The 26,838-nt window shown below is 44.1% G+C and carries 21 protein-coding genes and 1 tRNA gene; 13 read left to right on the top strand and 9 right to left on the bottom strand.

Translation table 11 applies throughout. The annotated features are described in order from the left end of the window. Positions 1–83 precede the first annotated feature (83 nt). Entirely contained in the window at positions 84–1,256 is a 1,173-nt protein-coding gene (locus CWD77_RS13895) for a Glu/Leu/Phe/Val family dehydrogenase (protein WP_240596830.1), read from the bottom strand. Positions 1,257–1,592: 336 nt separating this feature from the next. On the opposite strand from CWD77_RS13895, the gene recJ reads away from it, so the two are divergent. The 6 genes from recJ (at position 1,593) to CWD77_RS13865 (ending at position 8,772) form a co-directional block, all read left to right on the top strand. Beyond that, complete coding sequence (gene recJ, locus CWD77_RS13890; RefSeq protein WP_101074188.1) at positions 1,593–3,305, top strand: single-stranded-DNA-specific exonuclease RecJ; 1,713 nt, start codon at positions 1,593–1,595, stop codon at positions 3,303–3,305. Between the two features lie 83 nt (positions 3,306–3,388). Next, a tRNA-Phe gene (locus CWD77_RS13885) sits at positions 3,389–3,461 on the top strand. Positions 3,462–3,849: 388 nt separating this feature from the next. Beyond that, complete coding sequence (locus CWD77_RS13880) at positions 3,850–4,323, top strand: response regulator (RefSeq protein WP_101074187.1); 474 nt, start codon at positions 3,850–3,852, stop codon at positions 4,321–4,323. A 10-nt stretch (positions 4,324–4,333) separates the two neighbouring features. Continuing rightward, on the top strand, positions 4,334–7,771 hold the full coding sequence (locus CWD77_RS13875; protein ID WP_101074186.1) for a CheR family methyltransferase: 3,438 nt from the start codon (positions 4,334–4,336) through the stop codon (positions 7,769–7,771). Next, on the top strand, positions 7,768–8,217 hold the full coding sequence (locus tag CWD77_RS13870; RefSeq protein WP_101074185.1) for a response regulator: 450 nt from the start codon (positions 7,768–7,770) through the stop codon (positions 8,215–8,217). Before CWD77_RS13875 ends, CWD77_RS13870 begins: the two co-directional genes overlap by 4 nt. 141 nt (positions 8,218–8,358) lie before the next feature. Continuing rightward, on the top strand, positions 8,359–8,772 hold the full coding sequence (locus CWD77_RS13865; RefSeq protein WP_101074184.1) for a response regulator: 414 nt from the start codon (positions 8,359–8,361) through the stop codon (positions 8,770–8,772). On the opposite strand, the gene CWD77_RS13860 is transcribed toward CWD77_RS13865, so the two are convergent. The 3 genes from CWD77_RS13860 to CWD77_RS13850 are packed head-to-tail and all read right to left on the bottom strand — an operon-like array spanning position 8,756 to position 11,960. Then, positions 8,756–9,763: a YhdH/YhfP family quinone oxidoreductase gene (locus tag CWD77_RS13860; protein ID WP_101074183.1), complete on the bottom strand. Its 1,008-nt coding sequence runs from the start codon at positions 9,761–9,763 to the stop codon at positions 8,756–8,758. The two genes, CWD77_RS13865 and CWD77_RS13860, sit on opposite strands and share 17 nt — an antisense overlap. Before the next feature lie 2 nt (positions 9,764–9,765). Further along, a complete protein-coding gene (locus CWD77_RS13855) occupies positions 9,766–11,133 on the bottom strand; it encodes an aldehyde dehydrogenase family protein (RefSeq protein WP_206018031.1) in 1,368 nt (455 codons plus the stop codon). Next, positions 11,130–11,960, bottom strand: a complete 831-nt coding sequence (locus tag CWD77_RS13850) for an SDR family NAD(P)-dependent oxidoreductase (RefSeq protein WP_133120243.1) — start codon at positions 11,958–11,960, stop codon at positions 11,130–11,132. The genes CWD77_RS13855 and CWD77_RS13850 overlap by 4 nt, the downstream gene beginning before the upstream one ends. Before the next feature lie 295 nt (positions 11,961–12,255). On the opposite strand from CWD77_RS13850, the gene CWD77_RS13845 reads away from it, so the two are divergent. The 7 genes from CWD77_RS13845 to CWD77_RS13815 all read left to right on the top strand — a co-directional run bounded on the left by CWD77_RS13845 (position 12,256) and on the right by CWD77_RS13815 (position 21,332). Then, positions 12,256–13,914: a M28 family peptidase gene (locus CWD77_RS13845; protein WP_101074181.1), complete on the top strand. Its 1,659-nt coding sequence runs from the start codon at positions 12,256–12,258 to the stop codon at positions 13,912–13,914. A gap of 150 nt (positions 13,915–14,064) precedes the next feature. Continuing rightward, the gene (locus tag CWD77_RS13840) at positions 14,065–14,937 is read left to right on the top strand and encodes a ChaN family lipoprotein (protein ID WP_101074180.1); all 873 of its coding nucleotides are present in this window, start codon (positions 14,065–14,067) and stop codon (positions 14,935–14,937) included. A 14-nt stretch (positions 14,938–14,951) separates the two neighbouring features. Continuing rightward, positions 14,952–15,944: a porphobilinogen synthase gene (hemB, locus tag CWD77_RS13835; protein ID WP_101074179.1), complete on the top strand. Its 993-nt coding sequence runs from the start codon at positions 14,952–14,954 to the stop codon at positions 15,942–15,944. A 195-nt stretch (positions 15,945–16,139) separates the two neighbouring features. Then, positions 16,140–17,030, top strand: coding sequence for a protease HtpX (htpX, locus tag CWD77_RS13830; protein WP_101074178.1), 891 nt, complete (start codon positions 16,140–16,142; stop codon positions 17,028–17,030). A 154-nt stretch (positions 17,031–17,184) separates the two neighbouring features. Next, positions 17,185–18,489, top strand: a complete 1,305-nt coding sequence (gene hemL, locus CWD77_RS13825) for a glutamate-1-semialdehyde 2,1-aminomutase (protein ID WP_101074177.1) — start codon at positions 17,185–17,187, stop codon at positions 18,487–18,489. A 966-nt stretch (positions 18,490–19,455) separates the two neighbouring features. After that, a complete protein-coding gene (locus CWD77_RS13820) occupies positions 19,456–19,944 on the top strand; it encodes a YehS family protein (RefSeq protein ID WP_101074176.1) in 489 nt (162 codons plus the stop codon). Positions 19,945–20,081: 137 nt separating this feature from the next. Continuing rightward, positions 20,082–21,332, top strand: a complete 1,251-nt coding sequence (locus CWD77_RS13815; protein WP_101074175.1) for an MFS transporter — start codon at positions 20,082–20,084, stop codon at positions 21,330–21,332. 91 nt (positions 21,333–21,423) lie between these two features. On the opposite strand, the gene CWD77_RS13810 is transcribed toward CWD77_RS13815, so the two are convergent. From CWD77_RS13810 to CWD77_RS13790, 5 genes are all read right to left on the bottom strand, one after another. Continuing rightward, complete coding sequence (locus CWD77_RS13810; protein WP_101074174.1) at positions 21,424–21,783, bottom strand: MmcQ/YjbR family DNA-binding protein; 360 nt, start codon at positions 21,781–21,783, stop codon at positions 21,424–21,426. 40 nt (positions 21,784–21,823) lie between these two features. Beyond that, positions 21,824–22,720: a cation diffusion facilitator family transporter gene (locus tag CWD77_RS13805; RefSeq protein WP_101074173.1), complete on the bottom strand. Its 897-nt coding sequence runs from the start codon at positions 22,718–22,720 to the stop codon at positions 21,824–21,826. A 5-nt stretch (positions 22,721–22,725) separates the two neighbouring features. Beyond that, positions 22,726–23,493: a ZIP family metal transporter gene (locus CWD77_RS13800; protein ID WP_101074443.1), complete on the bottom strand. Its 768-nt coding sequence runs from the start codon at positions 23,491–23,493 to the stop codon at positions 22,726–22,728. Between the two features lie 461 nt (positions 23,494–23,954). Further along, positions 23,955–26,168 carry a carbohydrate binding family 9 domain-containing protein gene (locus CWD77_RS13795; RefSeq protein ID WP_101074172.1) on the bottom strand — a complete coding sequence of 738 codons (2,214 nt, stop codon included), beginning with the start codon at positions 26,166–26,168 and terminating at the stop codon, positions 23,955–23,957. A 122-nt stretch (positions 26,169–26,290) separates the two neighbouring features. Next, positions 26,291–26,686, bottom strand: coding sequence for a DUF423 domain-containing protein (locus CWD77_RS13790; RefSeq protein ID WP_101074171.1), 396 nt, complete (start codon positions 26,684–26,686; stop codon positions 26,291–26,293). Between the last annotated feature and the right edge of the window lie 152 nt (positions 26,687–26,838).

Raw genomic sequence — 26,838 nt, 5'->3', positions numbered from 1 at the left:
AGGATAATCTTACACTTTCACATAAAAAAAGCAACCCGGTTCTCACCGGGCTGCTCAGTTGAATAGTCAGGGTATGTAGTATGTTAGGATCTGTCTCTCAAATACTGCTCGCCTTTTCGATTTGAAAAGTGACTTTTTGAAGAGTAGATCGTACCGACTTTACCTACAGCTTCAATTCTCTTTTCTGCAAGAGCATTGGATGCTGCAATAGTCGGGATATTGTTCTCTTCGGCGTAATCAAAAATATCGAGAACGGTGTCGTAGATTCTGGATGTCTTGTTCATTGCCAGATTCTCGTTATACCCTTCAAGTTCGCTGGCAACGTTTATCAAGCCACCGGCATTGATTACATAATCCGGTGCATAGAGAATTCCTTTTTTAATCAATTCATTCCCATGTTTGTCCTCATCATCCAGAATATTATTGGCACCACCGGCAATAATATCGCATTTGAGGTATTCAATGGTGTCGTCGTTCACCACGCCACCTAATGCACATGGACTGAAAATGTCTACATCGAGCGTGTAGATATCATCCGGTTTTACAACTTTGGCACCGGTAGCTTCAGCCAATTGATTGGCTTTCTCTTCAAAAATATCGCTAATGAAAAGTTCTCCATTTTCCTTACTGATGTAGTGCGCCAGGTGAGAGGCAACTGACCCTGCTCCCTGAATAGCTATACGTTTGCCTTCAAGTGAATCACTGCCGTAGGCTCGTTTAGCTGAAGCTTTCATCCCCATGTAGACTCCATATCCTGTTACCGGAGATGGGTTGCCGCTTCCGCCAAGCTCTTTAGGGATGCCGGTTACAAATTTCGTTTCAGAGAAGATCCACTCCATGTCTTTCTCTGTCATTCCTACATCTTCGGCGGTGATGTAGCGTCCACCGAGCCCGTCCACAAATCGGCCAAAAGCACGGAAAAGTGATTCCGTTTTTTGAGTTTGTGCATCACCGATGATTACGGCTTTACCGCCCCCCAGGTTCAAACCGGAAATAGCCGATTTATAACTCATGCCGCGAGACAGGCGAAGTACATCACGAATAGCCTCGGCTTCAGATTTGTAATCCCACATTCGGGTTCCGCCAAGTGCCGGTCCGAGTGTAGTGTCGTGGATTGCGATGATCGCCTTCAATCCAACTTCCGGTCGTGAGCAGAATACAATCTGTTCGTGCTCAAGGGTGTTTAAATCATTAAAAAGTTGAAAATCTTCGTTGATGTCGCTCTCTTTGTCAAGCATGTTTTTCAATTCATTCATAACTACAGGTTTTAATTTCGTATCGGATACCATCCTTATGGAAACGCTTCCAAATTACTAATTTTCAGTGAGAATTGACAGGATGAGGAGTTCTAATTTTATGGTTCTCATGGGTCATAACGTTCTTAAGTTTATGATAAATTACGAACATGTGATGAAGAATAAGTCACTAATCCTTAAAATTCAGAATGGGATTTAATCTCATTTTCTCCTGACCTTTTGTTATAATAGAATATTAAGCTATTGTTAAGGTTATTACTGTATAAATGTACAGTTTGGCATTGTCGGGATGACACTCCTCTGCCTTTTAAATGAGAATAAAACAGGAAACAAATCATGGCATATCGATGGGTTTATGCGCAACCCGAAAGGGAGGAGTCTGTTCATTATTTACAGCAGGAACTTAATGTACCCTCGGAGATTGCCCGCTTACTGGCAATTCGGGGCATAGAGAGTTTTGATGATGCGAAATCTTTTTTCCGCCCGGAAAAACAGAAGCTCTACGATCCTTTTTTAATGAAGGATATGGATAAGGGAGCTTCGAGATTAGCCGAAGCGATCTGTAATCATCAAAAAGTATTGATTTATGGTGATTATGACGTTGATGGCACAACCGCCGTTAGCATACTTTACACATTTCTCAGAAGTTTCGGGATTGATGTTCACTACTACATTCCTCACCGGTTTAAAGAGGGTTACGGTATCAATCCGGATGGTATCCGCCACGCAATTGATATTGATGCCGACCTGATCGTTTCTGTCGATTGTGGAATTACCGCATTTGAAGAAGCAAAAGTTGCAAAGGAGAATGGGATCGACCTTATTATTTGTGATCATCATACAGTGGGAGATGAAATCCCGGAAGCCTTAGCAGTACTGGATCCCAAACGCCCCGATTGTAACTATCCGTTTGACGGACTTTCGGGAGCGGGAGTCGGTTATAAACTGGTACAGGGCACAGTAGAAAAGCTGGGCTTGCCGAAAACACTTCCCCACCAGTTTCTGGATTTGGTTGCCATCTCCATCGCCTCAGATATCGTTCCGATTGTTGAGGAGAATCGATATTTGATGCGTCGCGGCCTGAAGCTGATCAATACGGAACCGCGGGTGGGCATAAAGGCTCTTCTGAATCGAATAAAAATTCCCCCCGGCACCGTTACCACCTCTTCGATCGTCTTTTCTATCGGCCCCAGAATAAATGCGGCCGGACGTATGGGGGATGCCACAGCAGCTGTGGAGTTGATGATTTCTGAAGATGAAACAAAGGCGGCAAAGTATGCCAGCGAACTCGAGGCGATCAATATCCGGCGCCGCTCAACGGACAGCGAAACGATGGAGCAGGCTGTGGATATGCTGGAGAATAATTTCAACGTAGATAATATGTCGACTATGGTGCTCCATCACCCCGAATGGCATTTAGGCGTCATTGGAATTGTAGCTTCCCGTTTGGTGGATGCCTATTATCGCCCCACAATTATGCTTAGCACGGTTGAGGGTAAGATCAAAGGGTCGGCGCGGTCCATCAAGGGGTTTAATATTTACAATGCCCTGAAGAAGTGTGAGGATCTCCTGGAACAGTTCGGCGGACATGAATTTGCTGCAGGTCTGACAATGGATGCGGAAAATCTGGATGAGTTTCGGCAGCGAATGAACTCGATTGGTTTTCAAAAACTGTCTGATAATGATTTTTTGCCCGAACTGCAGATTGATTCTGTTCTAGACCTCGAGCAGGTAGACCCGAAATTTTGGAAACTCCTGACCCAGTTCGAACCATTTGGTCCTGGGAATATGCGTCCTGTTTTTGTATCGCAGGATGTTTGTATAGAAGGGGTTCCCAGTATTGTTGGAAATGGACATCTAAAATTTAAGGTACGTCAAAACGGTTCAGCCGTTCTTGATGTGATCGGTTTTAACATGCACGAGTACCTGCCGATGCTCAGAAAGTGTGATGACGGTCAGATGGATGTTGCCTATGTGCTTGAGGAGAACCATTGGAATGGAAAGCGAACCATTCAGATGCGTTTAAAGGATATTAAAGTGCACAATTGAACGCGATGAAAATTATTTCCGGAAAAAGAAGAATCGGTTTTGAGTAAAGGTTTAAAAGCCCTTATATTTGGAGTCTTCCGAGAGGGACTGTAGCTCAGTCGGTAGAGCAACGGACTGAAAATCCGTGTGTCGGCGGTTCGATTCCGCCCGGTCCCACACTCGAGTAAAGCCTTGCAACGCATAGTAATATGATGTTGTGAGGCTTTTTTGTTTTGCCCTTCAGGAAGCGTCAATTTCACGCATGTTACAGTTCTGTTACAGAAGAACTAATATTGCAATCTACATTCTAAATAAAAATTGAACTACACTCACTACCATTGAACATCTTGCCATCCATTGTGATTTAGATCACATAGTGTCTGAGATATTCCGGTCCAATCCGTAATTCATACAACACTTACGAGAAAATCCGTAACCACAAAAAGGTATAATACCTGCATCTTACCAGGTGAGAGCTTCATCACAGTAAAATAAATACCGTTTAAGCTACGTCTTGAGGATTAATTAGACTAGAAAACACTCGCAATTTTAGGTACGTTCAATTATGGGAAATGCAAAAGAATATAAACCAATCGATCGCAAACTAAACCTGATACTGGCAGAAGATGATCGTGACGATCAGCTTCTGTTTGAAGAAGTGATTGCCGAGTTGCCGGTATCTGTTGAGCTCACGACATTTAGTAATGGTGATGATCTGATGGAATGGCTCACTAATCATGAAAATAATCTGCCTGATGCTCTGTTTCTGGATCTGAATATGCCCCGAAAAAATGGATTTGCAGCTTTGGGCGAAATAAAGAGAAACATGAAATTGCAGGATCTGCCCGTGATCATTTTTTCCACAGCTACAAACAGGGAGATGATAAAGCAGGTTTTTAAAGATGCAGCACACTATTACATCCGAAAACCTGCCAGTTTTTGGGAACTTAAAGAACTGATCTATAAATCACTTAAATTGATAGCAGAAAATGATATGGATCTTCCGGGAAAAGGAAGCTTTATGCTAACCATAGACTAAAAAAACTGCAGTGAAGTCAGACAAAAAGAAAAAAAAGAGTCGTGACCCTGAATCCCAATTTCCAGTTGTTGGTATAGGTGCATCAGCCGGGGGATTATCCCCGTTTAAAAAATTACTCAAAGCCATATCGGAAGAGTCCGGCATGGCTTATTTGTTTGTACAACATTTAGATCCGGAACACGAAAGCCTGCTGCCCGACATACTTCAAAAAGAGACAAAAATGCCGGTAGTGGAGTTGTCGGAGGAGAGTGTAATTGAGCCCAACCACGTCTATGTGATGCCCAGTAACAAATTGATGAGTGTGTCAGATGGTAAATTGCGGCTCACTAAGCGGCCCAAAAAGAAAAAATCAGAACGTGTTCTTCCCATCGACCTGTTATTTTCAGCGCTTGCTGAAGTTTATGAATCACGTGCCATTGGAGTGGTGCTGTCGGGTACGGCTTCGGATGGCACCAAAGGGTTAAAGGCTATAAAAGATGGTGGAGGCATTACCTTTGCACAGAATGTAGAGTCGGCTGAATACGACGGAATGCCCGGCAGTGCCATTCAGGCAAGAGTCGTTGATTTTGTGCTTCCACCTGAAGAGATCCCGAAAAAATTACTTGAAATTAAGCACTTTATTAAAACCGGGAATGCTTTAGATACCCCTGGTGAGAAGAAAGACGAGGGTGACTTCATGCAAATTATCACCCTGTTACGGGTTCGGAAAGGCACAGACTTTACATATTACAAACAGACCACAATCCGCAGGAGAATTCTTCGGAGGATGGCGATCAACAAAATTAAAAAGGTGTCGGCCTATCTTGAATACTTGAGAGAAAATAAAGAGGAACAGGATACTCTGTACAGTGATTTTCTGATTCCGGTTACCTCATTCTTTCGTGATCCGAAAATATTTGAAAATCTGGCCAATAAATTTTTACCGGATCTTATCGACAAAATTCCCGACGATCAAACCATCCGGGTATGGGTAGCGGGTTGCAGCACAGGTGAGGAGGCCTATTCACTGGCCATCCTGTTTAGGGAACTGTTGGAAACGCGTACTGTGGGAAAGCCCGGAAAAAAAGTACAGATCTTTGCATCTGATTTAAGCGAATCCGCAATCGATAAGGCTCGTTTGGGGATATATTCGACATCAGACTTGGCGGGCGTCTCTGAGAAACGAATCAAAAAGTACTTTGCCAAATCAAATGGAAATTATCAGGTAAACCGGCAGGTTCGGGATATGTGCGTATTTGCCGTTCATAATTTTTTGAAGGACCCTCCATTTGGCAAAATTGACCTGATTAGCTGTCGTAATGTACTGATCTACTTTGAACCCTATTTACAGAAAAAAGCACTTACCACGTTTCATTATGTGCTGAACCCAAACGGGTTATTATTGCTTGGCAAATCAGAAACAACCAGTGGCGTGCCCGACCTGTTTTCTGAAGCGGCCAAAAATGATAAAATATACACGCGGAAAGAAGCATCCAGTAAGTTCGTGCAGGTGGTGAACCGGAGATCGGAGCTTGATTATAATCAGAGAACGAAAAGTGAAATTCCTGAAAAGAAGAGTCCCGACTTTCAAAGAACGGCCGATGAATATATGCTCAGAAATTACACCCCTCCGGGTGTAGTGGTAAACGAGGTGATGGATATTGTCCAGTATCGGGGCAAAACCGGACCTTATTTAGAGCAATCGTCCGGGAAACCGAGTCATAATTTAATGACACTGGCCGTACCGGGCCTGGCTTTCGAACTCCGAAATGTTCTGCATAAGGCAAAACAGGGGCATGAAGAAGTCAGAAAAGAGGACATTCCGGTTAAGCTGAATGATGAACTACATACGATTTCCATCGAAGCTATCCCTCTTGCCAATACTATAGAGCCGCATTTTTTAGTACTGTTTCACGATACCTCCTCTGAAAAAAACAGACAGGGTCCTGAAAGTGAAGGCGCAGAAAAAGGTGAAGTGCAGGATGCCGATAAAAATCTTCGCATTCAGCAATTAGAGCAGGAACTGGTTGACACCAGGGAGGACATGCGAAACATTACGGAGGATCAGGAAGTTGCTATCGAAGAACTCCAAAGCGCCAACGAAGAGTTGATGAGCAGCAGTGAAGAGCTCCAGAGTTTAAATGAAGAACTGGAGACCAGTAAAGAGGAACTTCAAAGTACGAATGAAGAGCTGATTGTCCTGAATCAGGAGATGAGCAGTTTAAATGAACAGATTGAAGCTGAAAGAAATTACTCCGAATCTATTGTCGCAAACATTCGCGAGCCACTATTGGTGCTGGATAAAAACCTTCGGGTAAGAACGGTTAATAACGCTTTTTATAAACAGTTCAAGCTTAAAGAGGAGGAAACTGTTGGGTCACTGATTTATGAACTGGGTGGCAAAATGTGGGACTTTCCTGAAATTAAAAAATTGCTTGAAGATGTTCTTTCCGATAATCCTGTTGTTACTGATTATGAAGTTAACCATACCTTTCCCGGTCTTGGTGAGCTTCATATGCTGTTGAATGCACGGGAAGTTGCGAAAGATGACGAATCTGAAAATTTGATCCTCTTATCGGTTGAAGATATTACCGAACAGGTTAAAGAGATAGAAAAACGGCGTGAAATTCAGGAGCAGTACACCAAAGAGCTGGAAGAGAAAATAGAAGAAAGGACGGTTGAGTTAAAGAATGCTATTGAAGAACTCCGGGAAATGAACATGGAATTGGTGGAAATGAATAAAGAGCTGGAAGCTTTTACCTATGTATCCAGTCACGATTTGCAGGAGCCGCTCCGGAAAATTCAAACCTTTGCAGGCCTGGTGCTCGAAAAGGAGAATCAAAACTTATCCAATAAGGGTAAAACCTATTTCAATGTTATGCAGGGCGCCGCAAACCGAATGCAGAAACTAATTGATGATCTGCTCGTATTCTCACGCCTAAACACGTCGGAAAGGGTTTTTGAATCCGTGGATCTGCAGACCATTGTTGAAGAGGTTGTGGCAAATTTCAGCGATGTTATTAAGGAAAAAGAAGCCAATATTGAGCTTCAGGAAATGTGTGAGGCAGATGTAATCGTCTTTCAGTTCCGTCAGCTGATGCACAATCTAATCAGTAATGCGCTCAAGTTTTCAAAATCCGGTGAAAAACCTCACATCAAGATCAAAAGCCGGATGGTAAAGGGGAGTGAACTGAAGGAGAAAGGACTGTCTGCGGATCAAAAGTACTGCCATATATCCGTTTCGGATAACGGCATTGGGTTTGATGGAAAGTTCAATGAAAAAATATTCGAGGTCTTTCAAAAGCTTCATTCAAAAGATGAATATCCGGGTACGGGAATCGGGCTGGCAACGGTAAAAAAAATTGTGACTCACCATCATGGGGAGATATTTGTTGACAGTACCTTAAACAAAGGAACTACATTTGATATTTATTTCCCGAAAAAGAACCAAACATCAGCTGAAGAATGAGCAACTATAAAACTCCACTTCGAGTACTTCTGACAGATGATGATGAAGACGACAGGCTTATTTTCAAAGAGATCATGGATGAGATGGATAAGGAAGTCTCTGTCAATATGGTGAATGATGGCAACCAGCTGATGGATTTTCTCGCTAATGAAAATACCCCCCCCCATATTATTTTTCTGGATCTAAATATGCCGAATATGAACGGGATTGAATGCCTGAAGGAGATCAGAAGCCATGAGAAGTACAGCGATATCTCAATAGCCATCTACTCTACCTCAACGTCTGAAAAAGATATCGATGATACATTTCGTCACGGAGCCAATATCTATATAACCAAACCGGCTGCCTATCATGACCTCAAAGAAGTGTTGGAGAAGTCTCTGTCTGCCGTTCGTCTGAACCGGAATTCGGATTTAGACATGGCAAATTTTGTACTGAAGATTTAGGATTCGATTTTTATACTACTTTCTCTTGGTTTAAAGCATACCCACCTTTTATTTCACCCTGCATAACATTAAAATTTCTTAATATTAATAAAAGTTAATATATTTCAGGTACAAGACATCAGTTCTCATAATGCTTAGTTAATGAAAAAATCAAAAGGTTCAGTTGTTATTGTAGAAGACGATATGCTGCTTTCTCTTGTAGAGACGCGAATCATTGAAAAGCTTGGCTACAAAGTGATTGGAAAGGCTATGTCCGGCGAAGAGGCTATTACAATGGCGAAAGAGCTAAATCCGGATGTTTTCGTAATGGATGTTGGATTGAAGGGTGATTTGAACGGAATTGAAGCGTGTGCTCAAATCAGGAAATTTACAGATACACCGGTCATCTTTCTCTCCGGTAATTCAGATCAGCACTCTATTAAAAGTGCAAAAAGTGTTGGGTACGCCGATTACCTGGTTAAGCCGATCAGGGCAGACGATATTTTGATTCCCCTGAAAAAGGCTGTGGCACGGAAAAACATGGATGGCGATAAACACCTTAGTCAGGCAAGCTAACCAGGATCTTTCCAACCTGTTGCCCATTTAAAATCTTCTGTATCTCTGCGGGAAGCTGCAGTAGAGAAATCTCTCTGTAGATACCTTCCATAAATTCCGGCTTCCACTGTTTTGCAAGCAGATTCCAGACTCGAAGCCGGTCACTCATGAGCGCAATTCCGGAATCGATCCCCATCAACGATATACCGCGAAGAATAAATGGGAATACATTCGTGTGCAGCTCATGACCCAAAACATTACCACAGCATGTGACAACTCCATTATGTGCCGTTTGCCGAATAACCGCATCGAGCATATCTCCCCCAACGGTGTCCAGTGCAGCAATCCAGCGACTTGCTAAAAGGGGTTTTGAGGCGACATCCGTAATATCATTTCGGTGAATAATCTTTTCAGCCCCAAGCTTTTTCAAAAAATCCTTTTGATCCATTTTACCGGTGGCGGCAGTAACCCGAAATCCAAGCTGACTCAGTAAACCGACAGCAAACGATCCCACAGCCCCGGTTGCACCGGTCACAACTAGTTCTCCATCCGCTGTACCTACAGCTTGTTTAACAATCTTTTCCACACCGATCGCTGCTGTCAATCCGGATGTGCCAATCATCATACTCTCCTTTAAGGAAAGTCCGCTGGGAAGAGGTACAATCCAGTCGCCCGGAACAGAGATGAATTGGCCAAACCCACCGGGAGTGTTCATACCCAGATCGTAACTGGTTACAATCACCTCGTCGCCTTTAGTAAATCGGTCATCACGGCTTTCTTCCACAACACCGGATGCATCCACACCGGGTGTGAAGGGATAATTTTTTGTTACACTCTTGTTTCCCGATGCGGATAAGGCGTCTTTATAGTTGAGTGAGGAGTAGTGTACTTTAATCAAGACATCATTATCAGGTAGATCAGAGAGAGCTCGTTGCTGAATTTTCTGGATGAAAGTACCGTCCGATTCTTCTGCCACCAAGGCTGAATAGGTATTGTCTTTATCAGATGTCATGTTTATCCCAAAAGTTTTTTGAGCCACTTTAACTTGTCGGGGTCAATGGGTGGATATCGGAAATCAGGGTCAGGCCATGTAGATTTTTTCAGAACAGACTGTAGACGTGTAAAAGTGTCGAAGCTGTATTTGCCATGATAGGCTCCCATTCCGCTGTGACCCACTCCTCCAAATGGCAGATTAGGGTTTGTAAGATGGCTAATGGTTTCGTTGATGCATCCTCCGCCAAAAGGCACGTTTGTTATGATATCAGATTCCACATCCCGGCTTTCGGTGAAAAGGTAAAGCGCTAACGGCGAGTCTCTGTCAATCAGTTTCTCTTTCGCCTCTTCAACTGTTTGGTAGGTTACTATGGGCAGTAAAGGTCCGAAAATTTCATCTTCCATGATGGGTGAAGACCAGTCGGCCTCGATCAACGTCGGTTCAATAAAACGGGTGTCTTTATTTGTAGTGCCGCCGTGAATTACATGACTCTGATCCAGTAAATTGGCCAGCCTGTCGAAATGATCGTTGTTTATGATTTGGGTATAATTTTCTCCGGTTATGTAGTCATCGCTAAAAAATTGTGACAGTACATTTCGGCTCATCTCCACAAACTGCTCCTTTACGGAGTGATGAACGAGTGCATAATCGGGAGCTACACAAATTTGTCCGGCATTCATTGTTTTTCCCCACCAGATACGCTTGGCAGCTATTTCGATGTTAGCATCAGAATGAACAATCGCCGGGCTTTTTCCGCCAAGTTCTAACGTGACCGGAATGAGCTGCTCTGCAGCTGCTTTCATTACAATTTTGCCGACACGCGTGCTGCCTGTAAAAAAGATTTTATCGAAGGGTTGTGCAAGGAGTTCCTGAGTTTCATCCACAGCTCCCTCAACGACAGACAGTACAGAGCACTCAAAATATTGATCAACCAAATCCTTAATTAATGCGGATGTCTGAACTGCCAGTTCAGAAGGTTTTAAAACGGCATTATTCCCTGCAGAAAGTGCACCGACCATGGGCTGAAAAGTAAGATGTACCGGATAATTCCAGGCGCCAATAATTAAAACGGTTCCGAAAGGTTTTTTGTAGACTGTATTTTTGGAAGGAAATGTAAAGATTGAATTGCCGACATGATCCGGCTTTGCCCATTTATCGAGATGCTTAAGGTGGTGATCAATTTCATGAAGTACAGTTGCAACTTCAGACGTATAGGCTTCAAAGTAGGGTTTGCCAAAATCATCATGAATAGCATCACAAATGTTTTGCTCATTCTCCTGGAGTAACTTTTTGAGTAATGAGAGAGACTCTTTCCGTTTATTGTGCGTACTTATATCTCCCTCTTTAAAAGCCTTTTTTTGATGTTGTACCAGTTTTTGAATAATCATGATTTTTTTGATTTAGGCTTTCTCCCTTCGAAAGAGTCCATAGACTTATAGACACCCAGCCAATTTCCGGCCACCCAGTCAAACAATTTGTAGGGCAGAATCGCTTTAATGAGTGGAACAAGTTTCACCATGAAAGGTGCCTGAATGGTACGCTTTCGGGATGCGATTCCCTTTAGCATGAGATCGACAATGTCATCTGTTTCTAAAAGAGGAACTAACATCGGGGCTTTTACACCATCGAACATACCGGTTTTAATATAGCTTGGAATCACAGCCGTAACTCCAATACCGGTGTTCAGTTTTTCCATCTCAAGCCGAAGAGATTCAGTCCATCCAATTACCGCCCACTTACTTGCGGCATACACACTCATCCGTGGATTACCAATGTAACCGGATGCTGAGGCTAGGTTTACAATTTGTCCTGATCCGCGTTCTATCATCTCATTTAAAAAAGCACGGACTACCCACATGCTTCCGGTTGTATTAATCTGAATTGATTTTTCGATTTCAGTAAACGAATGCTCGTGGAACATTTTGCCAACCACGATTCCGGCACAGTTGATGATAATGTCGGGGACCAGGTTCTCTTTAATAAAGTGGTCCGCTTCGAGCTGAATCAGATCTCTGTCTGTAACGTCAATCCCGGTAATATGGATTTCAGCCCGGTCTTTAAGTTCATTTTTAAGTTTTTGAAGATCATCCGGATTGCGATCCCAGAGAATTAGTTTTAAATCGGCAATGTCGGCAACCTTTTCGGCAAAACGTTTACCAATTCCGCTTGCCGCTCCGGTAATTAAAATGGTTTTATGGTCGTAGAAATTTATCATATCAATTAAATCATACGAAAAAAGGGTACGGTACAAAAATCAATTCATGGAATTGTTAAATCACTGTTTAAAATCCTACATTTAACAACAAATAAAAGCAATGGATAGGTGTTGTTTTTAAAGTGAAATTTTTCACAGCATGAGATTGAAACCTTGAAGAATTCTCCCCTTGAGGGGAGCGTCCGCGTTAGCGGGCAAGGGGTGTTCATCCCCCCTAAATCCCCTTCAAAGGTGGGCCTCTTAAGTCATCACAACAAGAAATAACCACACTATCCCAAACAAACTTTATAACACCATGAATCGGAATCTACTTTATATCATCCCCGTTACAATACTCTTTACATTTTCCTGCAGTGAACCTCCCGTGGAACAAGCTGTGGAATCTATCACGGCTGAATCTTTAATGAGCCATATAGAAGTACTCTCATCCGATGAATTTGAAGGCCGGGCTCCCGCAACGCGTGGCGAGGATTTAACGGTAGACTATCTGATTGAAACCATGGAGCAGATAGGAGTTGAGCCTGGAATGGTTGACGGATCCTTTGTTCAGGAAATTCCGCTTTTGGGACAACAGGTGGATGGTTCTGCGGCAACTATGAATATTCGCAGCAACGGTCAGATAGAAGAGGAACTGGGGTTCAGAACCGATTTTATGGCGTGGCCGAGCAATGAGGCTGAACGGGTTGAGCTTCAGAATGCTGAGCTGCTCTATGTGGGCTATGGAATTCAAGCCCCCGAATTTGACTGGGATGACTATAAGGAAACCGATGTGGAAGGAAAGGTTTTGGTTTTTAAAAACAGTGATCCTTCAGGCGATCCGGAAATTTTTGATGGTGATTCCCGTCTCTACTATGGCCGATGGAGCTACAAGTTTGAGAAAGCGGAAGAGATGGGGGCATTGGGTGCAATCATTATTCACACTACTCCAACAGCCGGCTATGGCTGGTCGGTGATCGAGAACAGCTGGGGCCGTGAGCGTTTTGCCCTGAAGGAGGAGGGTGATTCCGGTTCAAAGCCTGAATTTAACGGCTGGCTGACCGAAGAGCATAGCGAAAATTTGTTTGAGCTTGCCGGCCTGGATTTGGAAGAGATGCTGGATGCCGCCGAAGAGCGTGATTTTGAACCGGTTCCGATGGAAGGAGTATCACTGGATGTTGAATTGACCGCAACCTACAGCGACATGTCGAGCCGAAATGTGCTGGGTCAAATCGAAGGAAGTGATGAGGACTTGAAAGATGAATATGTTGTGTTTACCGCACATTACGATCACCTGGGTGTTACGAACCCTGTGGATGGTGACTCCATCAACAACGGTGCGCTCGACAATGCGGCCGGAGTAAGTGCTGTACTGGAGATGGCAAATGCGTATAAGCAGCTTGAGCCGGAGATGCGACGAAGTGCTCTGTTCCTTTTTGTAGGTGCTGAGGAGATGGGACTATTGGGATCGCTCTACTGGTCGCAAAATCCAACGGTTCATCCCGGAAAGGTAACTGCCAACTTTAACATGGACGGTATGCAGGTGTATGGCGAAACGGAGGACGTGGTTCTGGTTGGATACGGCAGAAATTCCATTTCAGATGTGATTGAAATGTATGCTGAGCAGGAAGGGCGTGTTGTGAAACCGGATCCAAATCCGGAGCAGGGCTTTTTCTACCGCTCGGATCACTTCTCGCTGGCTCGAGTCGGTATCCCGGCTATCTTTCCGAATCCGGGACGCGATTACGTAAATAAGCCTGATGACTTTATCGAAACGGTTGACAGCCTCAGTGCTGTAAACTACCACTCTGTGGGCGATGAAATCAATGAGTACTGGGATTTAAGCGGAATGGAGAAAGATGTTCATTTATTCTTCAGATCCAGTTTCAACATACTGAACGATGATGAGATGATGAGCTGGGAAGATGGGGATGAGTTTCAGGCGGTTCGGGAAGAGATGCTGATGCAGGCTCCCTGATTCTTTACTTGAACTTCATTATTTCTGACTATTTTCAGATCGATCAGATGTTATGTTGCACCAGACTGTATGAAGCCGAGTACAAAATGGAAGTATATCTGAAACAAAGGAATAAAAGATTGCACCTAGTAAAAACGTAATCGTTCGTAAATGAAACATCTACTGAATTCGATTTTAGCCCTTACTGTACTTTTTTTGTATACCGGATTTGTCCCCGAATCCGGCAAGCCGGCATATCTGATCTACAGTAAGAATGGAAACACGGTCTCTTATCAAAGTCTGATTATACAGTCGAAAAACAGCGACCTTGTTTTTTTTGGTGAACTGCACAACAACGCCATTGCTCACTGGCTTCAGATTGAAATGGTTCAGGAGCTGGCTGCCGATACATCCAAAACCACAAAGGTTGGAATGGAGATGTTTGAAGCGGACCAACAGCTGCTGATTGACGAGTATTTTACCGGTAAGATCAGCCGGTCCAGTTTTGAAAATGAGGCACGTCTCTGGAATAATTACGACACAGACTATAAGCCGGTGCTTGAGTTTGCAAAGGAGAATCAGATGAAACTGATTGCCACAAACATTCCGCGCCGATACGCCTCATCCGTTTATGGCAACGGTTTGGAAATTCTGGATGAGCTGTCGGATGAAGCGAAGCAATGGATGATGCCTCTGCCTGTAGAGGTAGATACCACGCTTCCGGGTTATCAAAGTATGCTGGAGATGGCGCAGGGTCACGGCGGAATGAACATCGTGTATGCCCAGGCTGTTAAGGATGCTACCATGGCCCATTTTCTATTGAAAAATTTTAGTGAGGGCGATCGAATCTTCCAACTGAACGGATCGTATCACTCTAATGACTACGAGGGAATTGTTTGGTATGTGAAAGATCAGCGCCCGGAGCTAAGAGTTTTAACAATCAATACCATCTCTGTGGATGATGTGCAGAATGTAGATGATGAACAGTTACAGTCTGCCGATTTTACCCTGGTCGTTCCCTCAACGATGACAAATACCTATTAAAGAGAATTTATAAAATGAGTTATTCAGAGTTTCCATATTCACGTCCGAGACGCCTTCGCCGTTCTGAAAATGTGCGACGAATGGTTGCAGAAAATCAGCTTTCCGTAAACGATTTTATTGCTCCGCTTTTTGTGATGGAGGGTAAAAATGAGAAGGTAGAGATTCCATCCATGCCGGACTACTACCGGTTTACTCTCGATCTGTTGTTAAAGGAGATTGAAGAGGTTCAGAATCTCGGAATTCCGGCGGTACTTCTTTTTGCCAAGGTTCCGGACGATAAGAAAGATAACGAGGGAACTGAAGCTTTAGATCCAAACGGTTTGATGCAGAAATCGGTTCGAACCATCAAGGAGGAGTTTCCGGAAATGGTGGTTATGACCGATGTTGCAATGGACCCCTACTCCAGTTTTGGACACGACGGTATTGTAAAGGAGGGTGAAATCCTGAACGATGAGAGCGTGGATATACTGGCAAAAATGGCGGTGAGTCATGCCGAGGCGGGTGCCGATTTTGTGGCTCCGTCTGACATGATGGACGGACGAATTCTGATGATGCGTGAAGCGTTGGAAGAGGCCGGTTTTCCGAATACGGGAATTATGGCATACAGTGCCAAGTATGCTTCCAGCTACTACGGACCCTTCCGCGATGCTCTCGATTCTGCTCCCGGTTTTGGTGATAAAAAGACGTACCAAATGGATCCATCGAACGTTACAGAGGCTGTAAAAGAAGCCATTACAGACGAGCAGGAAGGCGCGGATATCATTATGGTAAAACCGGGTCTGCCGTACCTCGATGTTGTTCGGGCCGTAAAAGAGGTAGTAAATTTGCCGGTATCCGTTTATAACGTTTCCGGCGAATATGCGATGATTAAGGCCGCGGCTGAAAAAGGCTGGCTCAATGAAGAAGAGGCGATGATGGAAGCGTTGATCGGGTTCAAACGAGCCGGCGCCGATTTGATCGCAACCTACTTCGCCAAAGATGCGGCAAGGCTTCTTTTAGGGAAGTGAGAATCTATTCCCCTCTGCAGAGGGGTCAGATTGCTAAGCGTTCAGCGCAGCAATCAGGGGTGTGTTACCGGATTACGTGTGAAACTACATGTTAAGATTTTATACGAAACGTTTTAACACACCCCTAAATCCCCTCTCAAGAGGGGACTTTTAAATAAGAATATTATTAACAACACAAGTAACGAAACTTAGAAAATGAAAAGAGTACTTCTATTTTTAGCGACAAACCTGGCCATTATTATTGTTGCCAGTATTACCCTCTCCATATTGGGTGTGGGATCCTATCTCAATGAAGCCGGAACAGGACTGGACCTTCAGGCACTTTTGATCTTCTGTTTTGTGTTCGGAATGGCGGGTTCTTTTATCTCGCTCCTTCTCTCCAAGAAAATTGCAAAGTGGTCGATGAAAGTTAAACTTATCGACAAGCCGCAAAACTCCCGGGAAGAGTGGCTGGTTCGCACCATCGAGAAACAGGCCAAAGATGCAGGGATCGGTATGCCCGAAGTGGGTATTTTTGAAGCACAGCAGGCAAATGCTTTTGCAACCGGAGCAAATCGCAATAAAGCACTTGTAGCTGTGAGCAGCGGTATGATGCAGCGGTTTGATCAGGCAGAAATTGAAGCGGTATTGGGTCATGAAGTTGGTCACGTCGCCAACGGCGATATGATTACCCTTGCTTTGATTCAAGGAGTGGTAAATACGTTTGTGATGTTCCTGGCACGGGTTATTGGATTTGCGGTAGACCGCGTGATATTGAAAAATGAAAATGGGCTGGGAATCGGCTACTTTGTGACCACCATTGCTGCTGAGATTGTATTAGCCATCCTGGCTTCCACCATCGTATTCTGGTTCTCACGTCGCCGCGAGTTCCGAGCCGATGAAGCCGGTGCACGGTTTGGAAGCCGTCAGGGGATGATTGGTGCACTTCAGCGTTTGAAAGCGGAGTCACAGGTACCCAACCAACTTCCGGAATCGATGCAGGCATTTGGAATTACCGGTGGGAAGAAAAAAGGATTTAAGGCACTTTTCATGACTCACCCACCGCTGGAAGATCGAATCGCCGCACTACAAAACATGACAGACTGAGAACAAAGTCCCCTCTTGAGAGGGGATTTAGGGGTGTGTTAATTATAACTCACATTGGTTTTAACTTTTCATGAATTATACCACCCCCAAACCCCCTCCTATTTAGGAGGGGAGCTTTTTAGCTCCAATTCTAATAATACAAAGACTACAATCTATGCTACTGAACAAGAGCGAGTTTCTTTTTAAACAGGCACAGAAATTTATTCCGGGTGGGGTAAACTCTCCGGCACGGGCGTTTAAATCGGTGGGGGGAATTCCGGTTTTCTTCAAAAAAGCGAAGGGCTCGATCATCACTGATGAGGATGAAAATGAGTATATCGACTATGTAGGTTCTTGGGGTCCGATGATTTTAGGACACGCCTACCCGCCCGTGATCAAAGCGGTTCAGGATGCGTCATTCAACTCTACCTCTTTTGGAGCCCCGACTGAAATTGAGATCAAGATGGCGGAACTGGTTCGACAAATGGTTCCCAATGTGGATCGTGTTCGAATGGTGAATTCAGGCACGGAAGCGTGCATGAGCGCCATTCGTGTTGCCCGCGGTTACACCGGAAAAGAGAAGATCATCAAGTTTGAAGGGAACTATCACGGCCATGGAGATTCGTTCCTGATCAAAGCGGGGAGTGGTGCCTTGACTCTTGGAAAACCGAGCAGTCCGGGCGTGACAGAAGGAACAGCCAAGGACACGCTCAACGCTAACTATAACGATTTGGACAGCGTTGAAGAGCTCCTCAAGAAGAACAAGGATAATGTGGCGGCCATCATCGTGGAGCCCGTTGCCGGAAATATGGGGTGTATTCCTCCTCAACCCGGTTTTCTGGAAGGATTGCGAGAGTTGTGTGATGAACACGAAACAGTTCTCATTTTTGATGAAGTGATGACCGGATTCCGTTTGTCTCGGGGCGGTGCACAGGAGCGTTATAACGTTTGGGCTGATCTTGTAACGTATGGCAAAATCATTGGCGGTGGATTGCCGGTAGGTGCTTTTGGCGGGAAAAAAGAGATTATGGATGTGGTTGCTCCGGTGGGTGATGTCTATCAGGCCGGAACGCTATCGGGTAACCCCTTGGCAATGAGTGCCGGGTTTGCTCAGCTCAGTGCATTGGATAAACACCCTGAAATTTATGTGGAACTGGAAGAGAAGACCGAATATTTGAAGAAACGTCTGCAGACAGTACTCAATGAACATGAGCTGGATTACTATTTGAACCAGGTGGGTTCGATGATCAGTATTTTCTTCACGCCTGAAGTAGTTACCGATTTCAAAACGGCAAATACCACCAATCAGGAGTTCTTTAAGGTGTTCTTCCATGAGATGCTGAAACGTGGGATCTATCTCCCGCCTTCTCCATTCGAGAGCTGGTTCCTTTCTAACACGCTCACCTATGATATGCTGGATGATACCATACAGGCAGCCGATGAGGCATTGGGGATTGCTAAACTAAAGGCTGAGAAATAAAAGCCTGTCAGGATTAAAATGACAAGAGTTCAGTGCTATGTATGAGCTCGGAGTAGAAAAACCCTGAAAGGGTGTAACAACATTAGCCCCGGGTGAAATCCGGGGAACAAGAAGCGTAACCCACCATCCGCCGAACAGAGGGAGTTGTTTAAAACAAGAAACTGGCAGAGGCGGTAACACTCAAGGCTGGTCTATTTCTAAAAACATGGTATTTATATTCTGAATCCAAATGACAACTTGTTGAAATGTTGGTTTTGGCCTATTCATTAAAAACGAGCACCTACAGAAATACCATGTTTAGGGCGGCTGCAATCATGAATAATCCCGAAGGGATGGTATATCAATAGCCCTGTGCCTGAGCGTGGGGTAGAAAAACCCTGAAAGGGTGTAACAACATTAGCCCCGGGTGGAACCCGGGGAACAAGAAGCGTAACCCACCATCTGCCGAACAGAGGGAGTTGTTTAAAACAAGAAACTGGCAGAGGCGGTAACACTCAAGGCTTGTCTATTTCCAAAAACATGGTATTTCTATTCTGACCCCAAATGACAACTTGTTGATATTTTAGTTTTTTGCTTATTCATCAAAAACGAGCACCTACAGAAATACGATGTTTAGGGCGGCTGCAATCATGAATAATCCCGAAGGGATGTAATATCAATAGCCCCGGGTGGAACCCGGGGAACAAGAGGCATAACCCACCATCCGCCGAACAGAGGGAGTTGTTTAAAACATGAATCTAACAGAGGCGGTAACACTCAAGGCTTGTCTATTTCCAAAAACATGGAATTTCTATTCTGACCCCAAATGACAACTTGTTGATATTTTAGTTTTTTGCTTATTCATCAAAAACGAGCACCTTTAGAAATACCATGTTAAATCACCGCGAATGTGACAAGATCACCAATGATGCTTGATGATATTTTCTGTATTTTTGTCCTCATATAAATATTAATGCAATTCTATCCATGCGAAACGACGAAGTTATAAAGAGTATCCGCTACATTTTAGATTTGGATGACGCCCAAATCGCTGAATTTCTAAAACTGGCTGATTATCAGCCTTCAAGAGAAGAGGTTTCCGAAATTTTCAGCGACAACAAGGAGACCATCACCAAAATAGACGGTACTGAAGTTGAAAAGGATACTGATGATAAACTGACGGCACATTTTTTGGATGGAGTGATATTCCATCTTCGCGGTAAAAGCGATAAACACCCCCCTCAGCCGATACAAACTCCGGTTACCAATAATATCGTTCTTAAAAAACTTCGGGTTGCATTCAAACTGAAAGACACCGATATCATTGATATTCTGGAGAGCGAAGGTTTAAGTTTGAGTAAAACTGAGCTGAGCGCATTTTTCCGTGATGATACGCATCGGAACTATAAGAATTGCGGTGATCAGGTACTGAGGAATTTTCTAAGGGGACTGGCCAAGAGACAACGCGGTGAGTAAACCGTACAACGGATTATCTGAAACATTGTAACCATACATCGATCAAAGTTCATCTTCTCATTTCAACTTCTTCATGAAATGTACATTCAAAGCAACTATCTTAAGCAGTCTTTAGAATACCGGATCATAATCATTTCATGAATAAATCTGCCTTAGCAACTGTTTTTCTTGTTGTTGTTATCGACCTGCTTGGGTTTGGCATCATCCTTCCGCTTCTGCCATTTTATGCACAGGAGTTTGCTGCATCCGCTGTGATGATCGGGCTTCTGTACAGTGTTTATTCATTTATGCAGCTTATCTTTTCACCGATATGGGGTAGCTGGTCGGATCGAATTGGTCGCCGGCCGATTATGCTTCTCAGTACATTCGGCGCGGTCATAGCCTATATCGTTTTTGGGCTGGCGGAATCGCTTGGAGTCCTTTTCTTTTCCCGTGTAATAGCAGGCATGATGGGAGGAAATATTTCAACGGCTCAGGCATACATTGCAGATGTAACCGACAGCGCCAATCGCGCTCGAGGAATGGGATTGATTGGAGCCGCATTTGGAATTGGCTTTGTGATTGGTCCGGCCACGGCCACCGCGTTGATACACCCTACATTTCATGAAATGGTAGCCAATGCGGGATTTACAGACTTTGCCGCCTGGATGGGAGAAAATCGTTATGCCCTTCCGGGATTTTTTGCGGCTTTTCTGTCATTCTGTAGCTTTTTGATGGTACTGTTCAAGCTGCCGGAGACTGTGGATACATCCAAACCCAGAGAGAAAGTATTTCGCCGGCCCAGCGTGTTTACGCCAAAATTCTGGCGTTTGTTGAAAGATCAGAAAGGAAAATCAGCCCGGGGATACTTGATTCCTTTGGTGATCGGTTTCTTCCTGCTTTCGTTTGGAGAATCAAGCCTGTACAGCGCCTTTCCTCTTTTTGCCGAGAGCCAGCTGAACATGACGGCTGAACAGGTAGGAATTCAGTTTTTCTATATAGGCATCATTGCCGTGATCGTTCAGGGTTTTTTAATCAAATCGCTGACCAATGCTTTTTCAGAAGAGAAGCTCTTTATGGTCGGTAATATTCTGATGGTAATCGGGCTCGGTTTGATTCCATTTTCTACAAGCATGCTCACGTTAGCGCTCTTTCTCGGTTTGATGGCTCTTGGGAAAAGTTTGAATACACCCACGATTACAAGCCTTATTTCAAAAGAGGCGAGTGAAGATAACGTGGGGGCCGTGATGGGCGCTTCTCAGGGCCTGTCGGGACTCGGCCGGATGATTGGTCCGACATGGGGCGGCGCGCTCTTTGCCGTCTATTTTGGGTTACCTTTTGTGGCTACGGCGGTTATTGTAGCAGCAACCGTTTGGATTGCCTTTGGATTGATTTCGAAGTCTGCCTGAAGAAAACCTGTCAGCGTACCGACAGCTGTCGGTTCCTGACAGCGGTTGATTTTTTTTGCCACGGAAGCACGGAAATGAGAGTAACTAAGTTTCAGCCGGAGCTGTTTATTAATTCCCGATCACTCCTTGGCAGCTTTGCCACGACCAGATCATATGAATCCTTAATCCATTCCTTGATTAAATCATCCGGCAGATTTCCCTGCATGCTTACTGTATTCCAGTGCTTTTTATTCATATGATAACCCGGTTCAACCAGCCCGGGATACTCTTCCCTCAGCTCAACTGCTTTTTCCGGATCGCATTTCAGATTAATGCTTTCAAACTCATCCACATCACAAAGGGCAAACATCTTTCCCATTACTTTAAAAACTAGAGTATTCTCATCAAACGGGAATTCTTCGGTTATGCCAGAAAAGGAAAGGCAATAGTCGCGAAAAGATTCAATGTTCATCCGTAAAAATCATTTTGTATTAAAATGTGTGTCGAGTTAATCAGGGGTGGTGAGTACTGCTTTCGCAGGGTTCCAGTTCAAATTCAATGGCGGAGTGAGTGATATCAAAACGATCGGAAAGACAAGCTTTTATTTCGGATTTAATTTCTTCCAGTAAGCTGCTATATGATTTGTCAATATGGGCATGGCACTCTAGCATTTTTTGATGTTCATCAACTTTCCAAACGTGAATATGGTGCACATCACGCACATGTGAAATGGATTCCAGCTCGTCTTTGATCGAGTCAACATGTATGTCTTCAGGTGTGGCTTCCATCAATATGGAAACAGTTTCGCGAAGCATATTGTAGGTGGTGTAAAGTATGTAGAGTGCTATCCCGATGGTTAAGATCGGATCAATGATGTATAGATCGTAGTACAGGATTAAAACGCCGCCGACTATTATCGTGAGTGAGGCTGCAGCATCCCAAAATAGATGGACGTAAGCACTTTTGATATTGAGACTCCTTTTTGAATCGGAATGGAGAATGTAAACCGATAGCACATTGCCGACCAGGCCTACCAGAGCGACCCAAAACATGATACTGCCGTCGATCTCTTCAGGCTGTAAAAACCGTTCAATCCCCTCTTTGACGAGAAATAATGAGACTCCTATAAGTATGATCAAATTGATAAATGCCCCGATTATGTCTGCCCGGCGATAACCGAATGTCATCTGTTTGTCAGCACTTTTATTGGCATACTTCCGGGCAACGAGTGATACACCTACAGAACCGGTGTCACTGAGATTGTGAACCGCATCAGAGATGAGGGCCATACTGTTAGACAGGAATCCCCCGATAAGCTGAGCAACGCTAATTCCAAGGTTCAGAAAAAATGTAAACCACAGGCGAGAAATCGCTTTGCCGGTATGGTCGTGAGAGTGTGTATGAGCCATTTGTTTTAGCCTTCTATGACGAATTGGAATAGAATCATTGCTGCGGCGGTAATTGTCATAATAGCGTAAATCTGTTTTATGCCCAGTTCTTCTTTTGCTTCCGGGATCAACTCTTTAAAAACCATCCAGAACATGGCGCCTGCTGCGAGCCCCAGTCCAAACGGAAGAAACTCCTTAAATAACAATACAAACAGAAAAGCCGGAATGGCCATGAGAGGTTGGGGTAAACTACTGAAAATGCTCCAAAGTGCAGCTTTCCGAACACTTGTTCCTCTTGGGATCAGAATCAAACTAATGGCCAGACCCTCAGGGATATTATGGATTGCAATAGCGATAGAAATGAATGCGCCAAATGTGTTGCTATCACCAAATGAGACGCCAACACCAATTCCTTCAGCAAAAGAGTGGATGGTCATGATTCCCACAATCATCAGCATTTTAATGGCATCTGCACCCTGAACCTTGCCAATGGAGTATTCATCGTCTCTGTTGTTGAGAAATTTTTGAGAAAGGTAAACCAGGATGCCGCCTAGTGAAGCTCCTGCAATAACTCTCAGGTACGAGTAGGTTACTCCTTCTGTTGTAAACCCTTCATAAACCAAGCCAACACTGGCTCCGAACATAAGTCCGGCCGCCATCGCGTTTCCAATGCCAAGCCACTTATTGTCGAACTTTTCTACAAACAGAAAGGGAAGAGCTCCAAAACCGGTAGCCACAGCAGTGATTGATGCGGCAACAAAAACATGAAAAACGGTGACATTTCCATCAGACATATCACCGATAACCCAGAAAGCACTTCCGATAACGGCCGCAAAAAGAACGAAAGCTGTCAGGCTATCTAATAGCAGATGATTATTCTTCCTACTGTTTTGACTGTTTTTAGATGACATTCAATTGAAAATTATTTGTTGCCCCTGATAAGGGCTGAAAATATTCAATTGCAGCAAAATGGATGACTTAGAGTACATTTTTCATAACTTTCTATAAATCTTATGGATTCCTTTTTTCTTTTCATGAATGATAGCATTTTTATCCAGGTCAAAGGCATCTAAATTTTCTCTCAGAGAGATTCGTAAAAAGTATTCTATGATTTGCAGATTTTTCGTAGAAATCTTTAGTGTACTCAGCGCTTATTTTAAAAACCTGTTATCTGTACAGGTTGGGATGATGTAAACATATGCGTGGAAAAGAGCAGATACCATCTTAAAAAAGGAAGGATGCTTTAATCTGAATATCAGAATCGGTAGGTATAATTAATTTTGATGGCTGCCTGCGACTCAATCGCCTCCAGTCGGTTTTCGGTATCGAGCCAGTTTCTCGTAAAAACCAGGAAGAGATCCGATCCCGGAGTGAGGGTCCATCGAAATCGGTTATAGAGTCCCAGAAGATTACTTAAATCGTCGTACTGAACAATTTGCGTAAACGCGATATCGGGTGTCAGATCTACATTACTGCGAAGTACAAACAGGTTGGTCGTAAAAGATGTTTCAGGAAGTTTTACATAGCTTCTTGCCCAGTTGGCCGAGAGATTGATTCCTCTGTATGGACGAACGGTTCCTTCGAGCTCTATTTCTTCTCGCGTTCCGGTCCAGAATCCCTCATAACTATATTCGATTTCTCCGGAAAGTTTTCTAAAACCGGCTGTTTCAAAACCTGAATTAACACCCCAATTTCTGTATCTGCCCGGGAGGATGATTACGGTTCCGTCACGTAGAATATCAAACCCCTCATAGATCTGTTCAAAATTTCTACTGACGCTCATCTCCAGCTGTTCTCCGCTTTCAAACTGAATTTCGATGGGTGTAAGGGTAGTATTAATGGTTTCTGGTTCAAAATCGAGGTTTGTCAGATACTCAAATCGTAACTGTACCTCCCAGGAGCGAAGCATTGGGCTTTCAGAAAAGATCCAATTGTAACCTGCTGTAGGTTGTAGCCTGCGAAAGCCGTTCCGGGGTGTAAATCCGATGGCGGGATTAAAAGACGATCCGAATTCTCTATATGACACCCAGCTATAAAAAGGGAAATTTGGGTAGTTAAGTCGAATTCCCCTGCTCGTTCGGTCCCAAAATTGGTTTGAAAACCCTGAGCTTCCTTCGTTGTGCCAAACAAAGAACGCTTGAAACTGCAAATTTTTGTTTCCCAAAAATGAGGACGTTCCGAGTTCCAGATCAGTTCCCAACGTGTGGTCAGTATTAAGCGGATTGCTTCCGGTTTTTCCACGGCGTGTATAAATCAATCCGATTGAACTTTCAGAAAAAATGTTTTGTGAAACACGCGCAGCAGTAAAGTCTTCGGCTGAGCTTACATCGCTCTCGCCTGTTCGGATTTGGTACAGTCCGAGATTTGTATTGCCTTCCCGTCCTAAAATCCGAAGGCCTCCGGTGATCGGAACAGGTTGCCCGCCCACAAGCCCGATTCGTCTGCTGAAAAAGGGTTCCACACCACTGGATGGTACGAAACTGAAAATGCCCGATCCCTCTAGAAAAAAGTCGCGCTGTTCCGGGAAGCGCAATGGGAATCGAGTTAGATTTACCCTGCGCTGATCTACTTCTGTTTCTGCAAAATCGGTGTTTATGGTTAGTGAAGCCCGAATGCTAGGGGTGAAACTATAGGAAGCATCGAATCCCGCATCTACGGATTTGTCTACTGAACGGTCGCTGGCGGGTGGATGGGTCATATTTCGGTTCCCGGTTGTAAAAGGCTTTACTTCTAAACCCACTCCCTGCGATAATCCGGTAAGACCGGTAAGTGTGCCAGCATCCTGTGGTCGGAAAAGACCCTGATTTCGTTTCCATCCCGACCAGAGAATCTCTTCATTCACTCTTCGAATAGTACGCTGAAAGTTGATGCCCCAGGTTGTATTTTCCGGATCAAAATCGATAGAACTAAAGGGAATACGGATCTCAACTGACCATCCTTGATCGGTTATCTGAGTTTTAGCGTCCCAAATTCCGTCCCATGCTTTATTGAGATTGGTACCCTGGCCAACGGTCAGCAGACCATCACCGCGAAGTGCAGCGGGATTTGTTTCAAAAAAATAGGCGGTTCGGCCACTGTTGAATGTATCCAGAATCCACATAAAACGGTCGTCAGCTCCAAGCCCCTGATCCCTTCGCTTCTGATATGCCAGGATCTGGTTGGGAGAATTGTCGTAAAGTATGGCGCCGATGTATAAGTTGGATTCGTCATACGAAATATAGATTTCCGTATTCTCGGAAGGGATACCACCTTCCTTGGGTTCCTGTTGGGTGAAGTTTGTTGTAGGAGATATGCGTTGCCAGATCGATTCATTCAAATGACCATCGAGCTGTACGGATTCATTATCTGACAGCTTGTGAGCCCTGATGCTGTAGTCTCCGTCATTGGAGCTAGCCTGTTTTGCGATTAGTTCTCCACCGTAGAGCAGAAATAGTGCAAAAGTGAGTAGTATGAAATTTGTTTTGAACATTTGTCAAATGTACTCAGATCAGTAATAATTGCGCAGTAATTAGATGTAAAATGCTTCTCCTGTTTCTGAATGGTTTCAATAAGTCTCGGTCTGCCATCAGTCCCATAAGAGTGAGAGTTCGTTTAAAGGTTAGGGTTGTTTTTTAATCCTGTGGAAGCACTCACGGCAAAAAAGATCCATCCCAAAATGAATGCCACACCACCAAGAGGAGTAATTGCGCCAAGCCAGCCTGTATCGGTGAGTGTGAGGATGTAGAGACTGCCGGAGAAAATGAGGATTCCTGTAATGATCAACCGGCTACTCCATGTTAGCCAAACAGATTTCTCAAGATGAAACGATGCGACACCGATCAGCAGCAACCCAATGGCGTGATAGAAATGGTATTCAACACCGGTTTTATACACTTCAAACCGCTCCGGAGTGAGCATGTCCTGAACGATGTGTGCGCCAAAGGCACCGAATGCTACAGCAAGGGTCAAAAATAGTGAGCCGGAAATGAGGAGGGATTTAGATTTCATCTGTGAATCAGAGAGTTTTTAATGAGGGTTTCATCAGCAATATTGACAATTTAGTTGAAGATAAGAAGAATTATTCGTCGGGAATTTGAGGTGGGGAAGGGTGTCTTGTGGGATATTTATTGACTTATATTTTACCCACATACCGTACCTAA

The sequence above is a fragment of the Rhodohalobacter barkolensis genome, from assembly GCF_002834295.1.
Taxonomy (GTDB): Bacteria; Bacteroidota; Rhodothermia; order Balneolales; family Balneolaceae; genus Rhodohalobacter; species Rhodohalobacter barkolensis.
The sequence above is the reverse complement of the archived record's forward strand: the minus strand, read 5'-3'. Positions and strand labels throughout refer to the sequence as shown.